Annotated in this window: 10 protein-coding genes; 6 read left to right on the forward strand and 4 right to left on the reverse strand. The window is 42.2% G+C overall.

The features are described from left to right. Nucleotides 1-271: 271 nt before the first annotated feature. Entirely contained in the window at nucleotides 272-1,306 is a 1,035-nt protein-coding gene (locus IQ244_RS15175) for a cyanophycinase (RefSeq protein WP_193895416.1), read from the reverse strand. A gap of 164 nt (nucleotides 1,307-1,470) precedes the next feature. Beyond that, entirely contained in the window at nucleotides 1,471-2,658 is a 1,188-nt protein-coding gene (locus IQ244_RS15180) for a glycosyltransferase family 4 protein (protein ID WP_193895418.1), read from the reverse strand. Nucleotides 2,659-3,080: 422 nt separating this feature from the next. Between IQ244_RS15180 and IQ244_RS15185 the strand changes: the two genes are divergently transcribed. Next, complete coding sequence (locus tag IQ244_RS15185) at nucleotides 3,081-3,593, forward strand: hypothetical protein (RefSeq protein WP_193895420.1); 513 nt, start codon at nucleotides 3,081-3,083, stop codon at nucleotides 3,591-3,593. 167 nt (nucleotides 3,594-3,760) lie between these two features. Here the strand turns inward: IQ244_RS15185 and lepA are convergent, their stop codons facing one another. Then, entirely contained in the window at nucleotides 3,761-5,572 is a 1,812-nt protein-coding gene (gene lepA, locus IQ244_RS15190) for a translation elongation factor 4 (protein WP_193895423.1), read from the reverse strand. 475 nt (nucleotides 5,573-6,047) lie between these two features. On the opposite strand from lepA, the gene IQ244_RS15195 reads away from it, so the two are divergent. From IQ244_RS15195 to IQ244_RS15215, 5 genes are all read left to right on the forward strand, one after another. Beyond that, complete coding sequence (locus IQ244_RS15195; protein ID WP_015113554.1) at nucleotides 6,048-6,284, forward strand: hypothetical protein; 237 nt, start codon at nucleotides 6,048-6,050, stop codon at nucleotides 6,282-6,284. A gap of 158 nt (nucleotides 6,285-6,442) precedes the next feature. Next, a complete protein-coding gene (locus IQ244_RS15200; protein WP_193895426.1) occupies nucleotides 6,443-8,209 on the forward strand; it encodes an ATP-binding protein in 1,767 nt (588 codons plus the stop codon). 602 nt (nucleotides 8,210-8,811) lie between these two features. Then, on the forward strand, nucleotides 8,812-9,042 hold the full coding sequence (locus tag IQ244_RS15205) for a NifU family protein (RefSeq protein WP_193895435.1): 231 nt from the start codon (nucleotides 8,812-8,814) through the stop codon (nucleotides 9,040-9,042). 109 nt (nucleotides 9,043-9,151) lie between these two features. Continuing rightward, nucleotides 9,152-11,386, forward strand: coding sequence for a glycoside hydrolase (locus tag IQ244_RS15210; protein ID WP_193895437.1), 2,235 nt, complete (start codon nucleotides 9,152-9,154; stop codon nucleotides 11,384-11,386). A gap of 312 nt (nucleotides 11,387-11,698) precedes the next feature. Then, nucleotides 11,699-12,790 carry a serine/threonine-protein kinase gene (locus tag IQ244_RS15215; RefSeq protein ID WP_193895439.1) on the forward strand — a complete coding sequence of 364 codons (1,092 nt, stop codon included), beginning with the start codon at nucleotides 11,699-11,701 and terminating at the stop codon, nucleotides 12,788-12,790. Nucleotides 12,791-12,971: 181 nt separating this feature from the next. Here the strand turns inward: IQ244_RS15215 and IQ244_RS15220 are convergent, their stop codons facing one another. Continuing rightward, nucleotides 12,972-13,652: a response regulator transcription factor gene (locus IQ244_RS15220; protein ID WP_193895440.1), complete on the reverse strand. Its 681-nt coding sequence runs from the start codon at nucleotides 13,650-13,652 to the stop codon at nucleotides 12,972-12,974. Nucleotides 13,653-13,696 lie beyond the last annotated feature (44 nt).

Raw genomic sequence — 13,696 nt, forward strand, 5'->3', positions numbered from 1 at the left:
ACCGTGTACACACAAGTCAAAAATTTTCGTGTTCAACCACATCCCGCCTAGAATTAAAGTTCCAGGCTCATAGCAAAAGTCCATAAAGCTTGGACTGGAAGACATTTTTGCTTGAGTCATCTGAAGATGACTTGCGCTATGAGACTCGGAATTCATTCCGAGGCGGGACAGATGCACTCAACGAACATTTATTTGTGTGTACACCATAGCTTTCCAAGGGGGGTAATTTGACTTGTGTGTACACCGTAGCCTCACCCCCTTACACCCAGTCTTAATAAGGATCTGAATTAAATCTGCCTCCTTTGACGCTTCTAAAGTAATAACCTCGATTTGGTGGGTTTCTTAGGTCGAATGTTTCACCGCTGGGAACCCGCCAAATTTTATAGTCATGGTAAGTTAGCGGGGTTCGGGGTTTACAGACCTCTGGCGGGTGATCTCCTAAAACAAAATAGGCTGCATTTCTCCCCATCACTTTTACGAGGCCATATTTATCGACGACAACTGAGGTTTCCTCACTAATAGCTATGCCTAAAACACGTTTGGCTTTGCCATCTTGAATTTGTCGTGCAATAAAAGCCATAATTCGACCCATCCGTTTACGGCTATCAAAGTGGGTATCGATGATGGTTCCGCGCAAATGACCCCATTGAAAAAAATCGTATGTAAAGGTGATATTCCGATAGGGATCTTCGAGGATTTCTCTAGTTTCGATGCTGTCTTCACAAGCACAAGAATCGTAAATATACTCACTGTGAATCATGGCACCGGCACTAGTTCCACCAATGGCCCCGCCTCTAGTGTAGACTTCTCGGACGGCATTTTCTAGTTTGGTGTTTTTCCAACTGCGGATGTATTGGCATTGGTCGCCACCAGCAAAGAAAACTACGCCAGCTTTGCGGACTTTTTCGACAATATCGTCTCGGTTGGCATCTTGGCGGTTGCTAATAATGAGAGTTCTGACAGAATTCACACCTCTCATACCATAAATTAGGTGATTATAATCATCACCACCATAAGCGCGAAGAACTACCACATTAACTTTCGTAGCGTTGCTAGTTCCCCCGCGAACTTGGTCGATCATCCATTGAATGGCCTTCTCGACATCAGGGCCACCGCCGCCTAAGTTCAGTACTGGGCCAGCTAATCGGGGAAGATGGGAAACGGGCGAAACAACGTCTACAGTGTTGTCAATGAAGTGGCGTTTCAGGTATGCTGTAAGACGGGTTATTAAACTGGCACCCATCCTTAACAACACAGTTCCCAAATTCTTCCAGAACTTTGCTATATCTGGGAATGCCTTCGTCATACTAAGTTTTTAGAGCAAACTGCATTTACTGTTTACTCTCGCATCAGAAGGCTTGATATTCCCAGCGTACAGGGCTTGTAATGTTTTTTAACGCAGAATTATCCAGAGTAATCATTTATTCTCTGCACCTCTGGGCAGTATCCTCAGTTTTACTTGGTGTTTGATTACCAGATAACTTGCGATCGCTCCTGCACAACTCGCTGATAAACTGATTCTGTTAGCTGGGCTAATTTCGACCAGCTAAAGCGCCGTTCTAAATCTTTATAAGCGTTATCTACCAGCCATTGCCGATATCCGGGGTTTTTCAAAACCTCTAAAATTCCCCATGCTAAAGAATCAGGATTATTGACTAAGGTAACGATACCAGTTTTGGTATGTTGGACAACTTCAGGAAAACCTCCCGTATCGGAAACTACTACCGGAACACGAGACGCAAAACTTTCTAAAGCCACAATACCAAAGGGTTCGTAAAAACTAGGGAATACAGCACAGTCGGCAATAGTTTGAAATTTATCTAAGTATTCATCAGATAAGAAACCCGTAAAATAGCATTTATCCCAAATCCCTAAATCTGCGGCTTGTTGTTTGAGATGATCAGTATTACCGCCACCAATAATCACAAATTTAACGTAACCACCCATTTCTGCTAGGACTTTAGGTGCAGCATTTAATAATACTGGTACACCCTTTTCATGAGTCATCCGGCCGACATAGTAAACAATTTTTTCACCATCTTCGGCAAATTGACGGCGAAAATCTTGAGCATGGAAATCTTGATGATGCTGTTTTTTTTCGGGACGAATACCGTTATAAATGACATCGACTTTATTCCAAGGGCTGCGGAGGGCGCGTTCCACTTCTCGGCGCATATAGTCAGTACAAACGATAATTCGCCAAGCATCAAAAGCGAGTAAATTTTCTTTGCCGTGAATGTAATTTTGGATATCGTTATGAATACCGTTGTAGCGTCCGTATTCTGTAGCGTGGATGGTTGCTATTAGAGGAATTTTAAAAGTATGCTTAAGAGCGATCGCGGCATCTCCAACTAACCAATCATGGGCATGGATTAAATCAAACGGCCCTTCTTCTAAAATTAACTTCCCACCGTGATGTCCCATGCTTTGGTTGAGGTTGACAACCCAGTGAAAAAAGTCGTTACTATGTCCGACTGGGACTCGATGTACGTTTATCCCTTCAACCATCTCATACATCGGCGCTTGACCGAACTCTACGGTAATCAAGTGAACTTCATGTCCTAGCTTGACGAGTTCCGGATACAACTCAGATACGTGTCTAGCAATACCCCCAACTATCCTTGGTGGAAATTCCCAACTTAATACAAGTATTTTCATTTACTAAAGTCTCCAAAGCTTTAAAAATTTCTCAACAACTAGATTTATCTAAAAATACAAGGGGATGAAATCAATTGAGTAAGTATGTTTACTAAAGTTCTCTAATTTTTTAATAATTTTAGAGATAGATCACAGGTTATCAAGGTTGGTTAGATTCGCAAATACCTAATGAAACTTATTAGAGTAATTGATAAATGTCCCTAGGGGATGGAGTATCTTACCCCTCTTTCAAGTTCTATGCTTGTTTTCCAGCAAGAGTCAAAACCATCAGGAAAGAAATCAACTGTGTCTTGCACTATTTCCCATTCACCCTGATTTACTGAACACCCACAGTACTGTGATAGTCTTTTTACTGTAGCTTGGTATGAGTTATAGCTAAAGCCACAGATTAAGTAAATTTTAAATCTTGAGTGCGAAGAGTGATGCCATCTATACTAGTAAACTTCTACAGACAAGTACTGCCCGCTGTTGCTATGTCTGTTGTCGGCGTAGTAGCATTTTCCTCAGCTACCTGGACTGCACCTGTTAAAACTCAATTATTGTCTCGAAAATGTACAACCAGTGGTTATATTGGACGAAGGCAAAGAGATGTATCTATAGGTAGGGAAGTATACACTAGTCAGTTTAATATGATCACTAACTCTGACGAGAAGCTCAGAGCTAGAGTAGCTTGCGACATTACTAAACCTCAACCTGGAGCTTTTAAAACCCTATATCTGGAGATGGGAATTGATGATGCAGAGAGAGAACGAAACACAGTGGTAACTATTTTTTTCAACGGAAAAGAGGTTTTCAATGAAGCTATTACAAAAGGCCCTATTAAGAAACTGTCTTTAGATGTGCGTAATGTACGAAGCGCGACTGTTGAAGTCTGGACTTCTGATAGGTTTGGAGTTAATTCTGTTCATTTTGTTAAAGCTGAACTTCTAAAATAAGCTTTAGTATGTTATGAGCATAGTTTCACAATCAACACTGAAGCTATTAATTGTATAAATAAATATTTATTTGTATGTAGCGGCAATTCATGAATTGCCGCTACATTACTTTGTTATGGCTAAATCCTACCTTATACAGCAGTTTCCAGTAGGTGAAATTTCCCTCATTAATTTTGATCTAAACGCAACACAGCCATAAAAGCTTCTTGAGGTACATCAACTGTACCTACAGCCTTCATTCGCTTTTTACCCTTTGCTTGTTTTTGCAAAAGTTTCTTCTTCCGGCTGATGTCACCACCATAACACTTGGCGAGTACATCTTTGCGTAAAGCGGGGATATGTTCACTGGCGATAACTTTGCTACCAATGGATGCTTGAATTGGTACTTTAAATTGATGGCGAGGAATCAATTCTTTGAGCTTCTCAGCCATTGACCGCCCGACGTTATAAGCTTTATCGCGGTGGACAATCATCGCTAAGGAATCAACGGGGTCGCCGTTAATCATGATATCCAGCTTCACCAGTGGATTTTCGCGGTAGCCGATAAGATGATATTCCATACTGGCATAACCGCGCGATCGCGATTTCATTTGGTCAAAAAAGTCGGTGACAACTTCTGCCAAGGGTAACTCATAAGTCAGAGTAGTACGCCCTTGGGTAAGATATTTCATATCCTTGAAGATACCCCGCCGATTTTGTGACAATTCCATTAAAGTCCCCACGTATGTTTCCGGCGTAATCATCTCTACCTTGACATAAGGCTCTTCGATTTTTTCGCGAGCGTTTGGTTCAGGCAAATGGCTAGGGTTATCAATATATAACTCTTCGCCCTTGAGCGTAGTTACACGGTAAACCACAGATGGGGCGGTAATAATTAAATCCAAGTCATATTCGCGTTCTAACCGTTCTTGGACAATTTCCATGTGTAGCAAACCCAAGAACCCACACCGGAAGCCAAAACCCATCGCGCTGGAAGTTTCTGGTTCGTAATGCAGCGCCGCATCATTCAGCCTGAGTTTTTCTAAAGCTTCTCGCAAGTCTTCAAATTGGTCAGCATCGATGGGGAACATCCCGCAAAAAACCATTGGGTTAGCTTCGGTATAACCAGGTAAAGGTTCTGCGGCTTTGGCATTAGATAAAGTAATCGTATCACCCACCCGCGCATCAGCTACCGCTTTAATCGCGGCGGCGAAATAACCTACCTCGCCGGCGTGGAGTTCATCAACTTGCTTTTGAGTGGGGGAAAGTACGCCCAACTCGTCGATTTCGTATTCTTTACCAGAGGCCATCAGGTAGACGCGATCGCCTTTTTTCACCCGACCATCCATTACCCGGAAGTAAACAATTACACCCCGATAGGAATCATAATAGCTATCAAAAATTAATGCCCGTAAGCGTTGATCTACGTTATCGGGGGCTGGCGGAACGCGTTCAACAATTGTCTCTAAAATTTCCTCAATTCCAATTCCTTCTTTGGCTGAGGCTAAAATTGCCCCGCTGCAATCAAGACCAATAATTTCTTCAATTTCACCAATTACCCGTTCTGGTTCTGCGCCTGGGAGGTCAATTTTATTGAGAACTGGAATTATTTCCAAGTTATGTTCTAACGCCAAGTAGACATTCGCCAAAGTTTGCGCTTCCACACCTTGGGATGCGTCTACAACCAATAATGCTCCTTCACAAGCAGCTAAACTGCGAGACACTTCATAAGAAAAGTCTACGTGTCCGGGAGTATCAATTAAATTTAATACATACTGCTGACCATCTTTGGCCTTGTAATCCATCCGGGCCGCTTGCAGCTTAATTGTAATGCCGCGCTCCCGTTCTAAATCCATATTGTCGAGAAATTGTTCCTTCATCTGCCGCACGTCAACAGTGCCAGTAGCTTGCAGTAGGCGATCGGCAAGGGTTGATTTCCCGTGATCAATGTGAGCAATAATACAGAAATTGCGAATGCGAACTGCGGGAACGTCAGTCATATACTATTCTTGCTGAAGCAGCAACCAAGGTTATAAAGAGCGATTTACTTCATGTATTTTAATGCTTTCTTAGCCAAGACGCTGCTATGAAGTGTGAAGTCTGAAATTTCATCCCCCTGCCTCTTAAGTATTTTGCAAATCTATATAAAGTCTCTATAATTAAGTCTATTTTTCTTTGCAGGTATTGATCTATCAGCAGCGTACAATAAATATATATAAGTACATAGTGTAGAGATCGTGGGCAGTTACACCTCGTAAATGCTCGGAGCTACTGATTTACTGACCAAACTTCTAGAGCCTTGAAAGAGTGAGTTCTATGAAAATTGCCACTTAAAAATCTCAAGCTGTTACTTTTGGTAAGAGTTCGGGGAACTATGTAACTATACCTTGAAGATTTGTCAGTAAACTAACCCGAAACTTGAGTAGAACTACTTTACAAAGCTTTAGACAAAACAAATTCAGAGTATATAAACCGATGAATATGAAAGAGAGAGCTACCGAAGGGGAGCAAAGACAAGGCGATAAGGTAGAAATTGCTGTCCGCCTAGATTCGGAATTATTAGAGCAAATTCAGCATCTCACTAATGACCCTAGCAAAGTCATTGAGGTAGCAATTCGCCAATGGTTACGGGGTGAGATTCCTAGAGATGATGAACTGACTCGTACTCCTTACCGCACACCTGTGCCTCCTAGAGGTGAATGGAATGATTGACAGCTACAAACAAGCTTTTTATAGACAAGAACACAACTGTCAAGTTTGTCAATCCTCGCTTTCATCACAGCCAAAACACCCAATGTAAGTATGTAAAAGCTTTCAGTAGCTTGAGCAAGACTTTATTGAGTTGCCACTTGTCTACCCAACTCGATTAAATGACTATTACTGCCAACTCCCAATTGCCAAACTTATTTTCTCAAAATCTGGAAGACATAGCTAATCAAACGGATGGCTCGTTACCAACTTTCGGCTCTGAGTTGGTGTATACGCAAGATGGGTCAGGCCGCTACCTGTCATTTTATTGGCAGCGTAGCGAAGTTCTGGGGTTAAACCCTGAGCAAATAATAAATGGCAGCCATAACGAGGAAATTTTTGCTCCTGTGGATAAGGTAGCTTATCTAGAAAGATTGCACCGAATTTTAGAAAATTTGGTGCCAGAAAAGTTGCAATGTTGGTTTCGCTACCACCAAGAGTTATGCGAGTTGGAATTAGTAATTTGTCCGATTATGCCGCCGCTAGGAACCGCCGCCACTACAGTTGTAGTGATGGGAAGGTTATTGCAGGCGACAGTTGAACAACAAGAACTCAGTACCACACCAAAAGCGCCTACACCAATCGAGTTGGCTTTACGTTCGCAGCAACATCAAAAACTAGTGAATAAAATTACTAGAAATATTCGGCGAACTTTGGACTTAGACATTATATGGCAGCAAACAGTAGACAGTTTGGGTAAAGCACTAAAACTAGAACGTTGCATTATCTGTCCCTATCAGCCCTCTAGCTCAAAAGTGCGCGTTATAGCAGAGTATCATCAGCCAGAACGCAGTTCGATGCTTGGCTTAGAAATAGATGTAGCTTCTGAGCCAGCATTTGCCCAAGCCTTAGCCACTTTAGAGCCAGTGGTGATGGAGGTAGCGAAATATGCTCTGTGTCCAGAGCAAAAAGTTTTAGTAGTAGCGACTTGTTATCAAGACCAAGCAAATGGCTTGATTGCCCTAGCTGTGCGCGATGAATGCTATCCACTGACAAACGCCGAACTAGAACTAGCCAAAGAAGTCGCCGATCAATTAGGAACTGCGATCGCTCATGCTACTCTATATAAAGAATTAGAAGCGGCTCGCCAAAAAGCCGAAGAAGCCTCACGCCTCAAAAGTGAATTTTTAGCCAACGTCTCCCATGAAATTCGCACTCCCCTCAATGGGATGATTGGCTTTTTGAAGCTGATCCTAGAGGGTATGGCAGACGACCCAGAAGAGCAACATCAGTTTCTTTTAGAAGCACATCAATCATCAATCCACCTGCTGAACATCATCAACGATATTTTGGACATTGCCAAAATCGAAGCAGGCAAAATGGAATTAGATTGCGCTCCTGTCCAGTTAGATGAGCTATTTTGTGGTGTCGAAAGTTTCATGCGTCCCCAAGCAGAGATGAAAAACCTCAGTTTTCGGATGCAAATTCCCACCACCTGTGATGAAATCGTTGTCCAAGGCAATTATCAACGACTGCTCCAAGTGATGCTGAACTTGGTAAATAATGCGATTAAATTTACCCATGAAGGTGGTATTACTATCACCGCCGATATAGTCCAGAAAAAAATCCAATTCCAAGAACAGCAATTTCCGGGTATGGTGAGAGTCCGGGTAGCGGATACAGGAATTGGTGTTTCATTAGACAAACAAGATAAATTATTTCAATTATTTTCTCAAGTAGATGGTTCCCGCACTCGTCAGTATGGCGGTACAGGCTTAGGTCTGGCAATATCTCAAAAGCTGATTGAGGCAATGGGTGGTGAAGTGCATTTCTACAGTCTGGGTGAAGGACTTGGCTCAACCGTTACCTTTACTGTCCCGTTGTATCAACGACCAGTCATTGTTTCATCAACAGACAAAACAGACAATAATTTAGATTGCGCGTGTTAATTAAGCAGAAAGTTCAGATATTGAGACTGTGTGTAAGGGTTTTGAATACCTACGCCCTGATATTTGACCCTACCGTGTATACACACACAAGCCAAAAATTTTCATGTTGAAACCGTATCCTGCCTAGAACTAAAGTTCCAGGCTCATAGCCAAAGTCTACAAAGCGTGGACTGGAAGAGATTTTTGGTTGAGTCATCTTCAGATGACTTACGCTATGAGACTCGGAATGAATTCCGAGGCGGGATAGATGCACTATACGAATATTTGTGTGTACACCGCAGCCCCTACACTCTTTTTTGACGACTGTATATGAAAACACTATATCTATGGGTGGGGAGTAGGGTAAAGTTATGATGGATTTCACCTAGTAAGTTCACGAATCCTATAAGACGGCTTGATGACAGCTTTTGTTAAGTCGCTCGTTATTGTTTTGTCTAAAATCAGAAAGGTAAAAGCACGACACGCAATCTAACGACAATTAGATCTAGGATTGATTTAACAAAGCTAAAAAACAAAGTTATGGGTGTTGAGTCGGTAGTAGTGCCAAAAATCTATGAAAAACTCATACCTATGACCATCACTAAATTCACAGGTCTAAAACAATGGAACTGACACTTGACAACGTAGAAACCGTTTTAGATGAGATGCGCCCTTATTTGATTTCTGATGGCGGTAATGTAGAAGTTGTGGAACTTGATGGCCCTGTGGTCAGATTACGGTTACAAGGTGCTTGTGGTTCTTGTCCTAGCTCCACAATGACCCTCAGAATGGGTATTGAACGCCGCTTAAAGGAAATGATCCCTGAAATTGGTGAAGTTGAACAAGTCATCTAGGGACTAGTAAACAAGGGCTGAAGTATGAAGTCTCAAGTATGAAATTTCATACTTCATCCTTCATATTTCAGACTTCATACTTTCCTCTTGCCCAATCACTATTTAATATATGCCCCATCCACTTTATGTTGCCTTTGTTTGGCATCAACATCAGCCGCTGTACAAATCCCCTGACAGCGGCGTTTCACTTTCATCTACTCAGCAATACAAGCTTCCTTGGGTACGCTTGCACGGTACCAAAGATTATTTAGATTTAATATTAATTCTCGAACAGTATCCCCAGTTACACCAAACGGTGAATCTGGTACCTTCGCTGATATTGCAATTAGAAGATTACATTGCTGGTACAGCTTTTGATCCTTATTTAACAGCCAGTTTGACTCCGGCGGAAGAACTAACCCAATATCAGCAAGAATTTATTGTTCAACATTTTTTTGATGCTAATCACCACACGCTAATTGATCCACATCCACGCTATGCCGAGTTGTATCAAAAAAGACAAGATAAAGGGCAAGCTTGGTGTTTGGCAAATTGGGGACGGGAAGATTATGGTGATTTACTAGCTTGGCACAACTTAGCTTGGATAGATCCGCTGTTTTGGGATGATCCAGAAATTGCTGGGTGGTTAAAACAAGGACGGAATTTTAGTTTAAGCGATCGCCAGCAAATTTATGCCAAACAACGCCAAATCTTAAGCCGCATTATTCCCCAACACCGGAAAATGCAGCAAACAGGGCAATTAGAGGTAACTACCACGCCCTACACTCACCCAATTTTGCCTTTGCTGGCTGATACTAATGCTGGTAGAGTCGCAGTGCCGAACATGACCTTGCCAGAGCATCGCTTCCAATGGGCGGAAGACATTCCCCGGCACTTACGCAAAGCTTGGGATTTATATACAGACCGTTTTGGTCAAGAACCACGGGGTTTATGGCCTTCAGAACAATCAGTTAGTCCAGAAGTTTTACCGTATATTATTAAACAAGGATTTAAGTGGATTTGCTCAGATGAAGCCGTCCTAGGATGGACATTGAAACACTTCTTCCATCGAGATGGCGCAGGTAACGTCCAGCAACCAGAAATACTCTATCGACCTTATCGTTTAACAACCCCAGCCGGAGATTTGTCCATTGTCTTCCGCGACCATAGATTGTCCGATTTAATTGGCTTTACCTATGGGTCAATGCCACCAAAACAAGCCGCAGCCAACTTAGTGGGACACCTACAGGCGATCGCTAAAAAGCAACGCGAAAACCCCAGCGAACAACCTTGGTTAGTTACCATCGCCTTGGATGGCGAGAATTGTTGGGAATTTTATCCCCAAGACGGTAAACTCTTCCTCGAAGCCTTATATCAAAACCTCAGCAACGACTCTCAACTGCAACTCGTTACCGTCTCCGAATTTATTGAGCAATTTCCGCCTACAGCCACTATCCCCCAAGAACAATTACACAGTGGTTCTTGGGTAGATGGCAGCTTCACCACCTGGATTGGCGACCCGGCGAAAAATAAAGCTTGGGACTACCTAACCCAAGCTAGAGCAGTGCTGGCAAGCCATCCAGAAGCCACAGAAGAAAGTAACCCAGCCGCCTGGGAGGCTTTATATGCTGCTGAGGGTTCAGACTGGTTTTGGTGGTTTGGCGAAGGGCATTCTTCCAATCAAGATGCCATCTTTGATCAATTATTTCGAGAACATTTATGTGGCATTTACAAAGCCTTAAATGAACCCTTACCCTTCCATCTCTCACAACCTCTAGAGGTGCATGAAGTTCGTGCCAACCATACTCCCGAAAGCTTTATTCACCCCGTCATTGATGGCAGAGGTGATGAGCAAGATTGGGACAAGGCCGGACGGATAGAAGTCGGTGGTGCTAGAGGCACAATGCACAACAGCAGCGTCGTCCAACGACTGTGGTATGGAGTAGATCACCTGAATTTCTATTTGAGGTTGGACTTTAAAAGTGGTGTAGCACCAGGAAATGATTTACCACCAGAGCTAAATTTGCTGTGGTTCTATCCTGAGAAAACAATGCATAATAGCCCAATTCCCTTGACAGATTTGCCGCAGCAAGCGCCAGTGAATTATTTGTATCACCACCATCTAGAAATTAACTTGCTGACACAATCGGTGCAGTTCCGGGAAGCAGCAGAGAATCATCAATGGCAGCCCCGCTTTAGTCGCGCCCAAGTAGCTTTAGACACTTGTTTAGAGTTATCTGTGCCTTGGGCAGATTTGCAAGTGCCACCAGATTACCCCTTACGCTTGATTTTAGTGCAGTCTGATAATGGGCGCTTCTGCGATTATTTACCAGAAAATGCTTTTATTCCGATTGAAGTACCATAGGAAAGTAGCGCAAGGTAAAAGTCAAAAAGCTTAGATGACCACCTGTTGATTTACGCCGTACTGTAGTGGTCAGAAGGCTGAAGTATAAAGCAAATTACTTCAGCCTTTATCTGTGTCTATTGGTGGTTGCTAAATCTTGCTATTAGTCTCAGTAATTTGGATAGTTTTGTATAAAAATTATAAAATTTTGATTTTAGATTACGTAGAAAGAAAAACATAGATGAGAAATTTGCCAAAAAGCAGTAATGATACTGGCAAAAAAATATTTTTATAGTTAAATTGAAGACTACACAGAGTAGCTGTTTTTGAACCATGAATTGCTTTTCTGGAAACATCCCCAATTTTCAAGACGAGTACAGTTTACAAAGGAATCAACTGGCTCATTTGTGTGGTTCCCAGCAGCTATTCCGCGATCGCTACATCATCCTGCGAATTTTAGGTAGAGGTGGTTTTGGCATTACCTTTTTAGCTCGAAATGCCCGATTACCAGGAAATCCTCTGTGCGTAATTAAACAACTTTGCCCGAAGACAACTAGTACTAAAAGTTGGGAAAAAGCCTGTCAGCGATTTGAACAAGAGGCGAAAACTCTAGCGCAACTCGGTAGTCATTCACAAGTTCCTATGCTTTTAGACTACTTTGAAACCAATGGTGAGTTTTATTTAGTGCAAGAATATGTGCGCGGCTACACTTTAGCGCGAGAAGTTAAACGTAATGGCACTAAAAGCGAAACAGAAGTTAAACAGTTTCTACGAGAAATTCTGCCAATACTCCAATACATACATCAAAATCGCGTCATTCATCGAGATATTAAACCGCAAAACTTGTTGCGTTGTGAAGATGATCAGCGGTTGGTGATGATAGATTTCGGTGCAGTGAAAGAGAAGTTAGTTGAGATTACTGAAGACTCTGGTTATAAAACTGCAACAACTAATTTTGTTGGGACAATGGGGTTTGCACCTCCAGAACAGTTTGCATTGCGACCAGTTTACGCCAGTGATATTTATGCCGTGGGTATCACTTGTCTTTATTTGTTGACTGGTAAGGGGCCTTTAGACTTTGAACAGGATGCCTACACAGGTGAGATATGTTGGCAAAAAGAAGTGAATATTAGTGATAACTTTGCCAAAATTTTAGGAAAGATGGTGAAATTTTCTTTAGCCGATCGCTTCAAAACAGTTGATGATGTGATTAAAGCCTTAAATTTAGGGGAGAATTTACCAAATTTAAGTAACTGTTTAACAACTAAGCCTCTCAGAGAATTCCCGCCTCAACCACAACAAACACCACCACAAGCATATATATCACCGACCAACAAAACAGCGATCGCTATTCGAGAATGGAAAGCTAAACTCAATAACAAACAGTTGCATCGTCAGTTAAATTCTTACTTAACTTCGGTGTAAAGAATCATTTTCAGGACTTACGCATCAAAATTGTCTGTAGGGATTGGGTGTAAGGGTCTTGAATACCTACACCCTTACACTCTTATACCCCTATACTCTGATCTAAAACCTTAATAATTAAAACCCTATTGTCTTGTGTGCGGCAGCACGGGTGGGGTAGATTTTATGTGTTGAGGAATTTCTATAAATTACTTACTTCGCTTTTAATTAATCCTTTTTGTAAAGCCATCATTACAGCTTGAGTGCGATCGCTCACCTCTAACTTTTGTAAAATAGCATGGATATGCACTCGTACTGTTCCCGGTGCAATATATAGTGCAACGGCAATTTCTTGATTAGTTTTGCCAGCTGCTAACAGTGATAAAATTTCTTGTTCGCGCCCAGTGAGGGGATTAGCAAGTTTTGAGATATTCTCTACATGAGGCGACGGTTCAGCCAAAAAAGAAGAACGAATTTCTTTGGTTGCAGTTTCATCCCACCAAGAAGCCCCAGCCGCCACAGAACGCAATGCTAAGACTAATTTTTCCGCAGCAATGCCTTTGAGACAATAGCCTTGAGCGCCAGCTTCTATCAACCGTGAAATTAAAGGCTTTTGCCAATGGGAGGTGAGAATTAAGATTGGCAATAGAGGATTTTGCTGCTTTATTTGTTTACAAGTTTCGATTCCGCCAATTCCCGGTAAACCAACATCTAACAGCACAATATCCAAAGGATTTTGCTTGACTAACTCGATAGCTGTTTCACCATCTTCCGTCTCAGCGATAATCTCCAACCCAGGTTCTTGTTGCAACCGCACATATAAACCTAAGCGAAAGAGTTCATCATCTTCAACTAACAAAATTTTGATGGGGTTAGAAGACATTTCACACAGGTAAAGGGGACAGGAGACAGGAAAGACTTCGACGT

It is taken from the genome of Nostoc sp. LEGE 06077 (assembly GCF_015207705.1).
Classification (GTDB): Bacteria; Cyanobacteriota; Cyanobacteriia; order Cyanobacteriales; family Nostocaceae; genus Nostoc_B.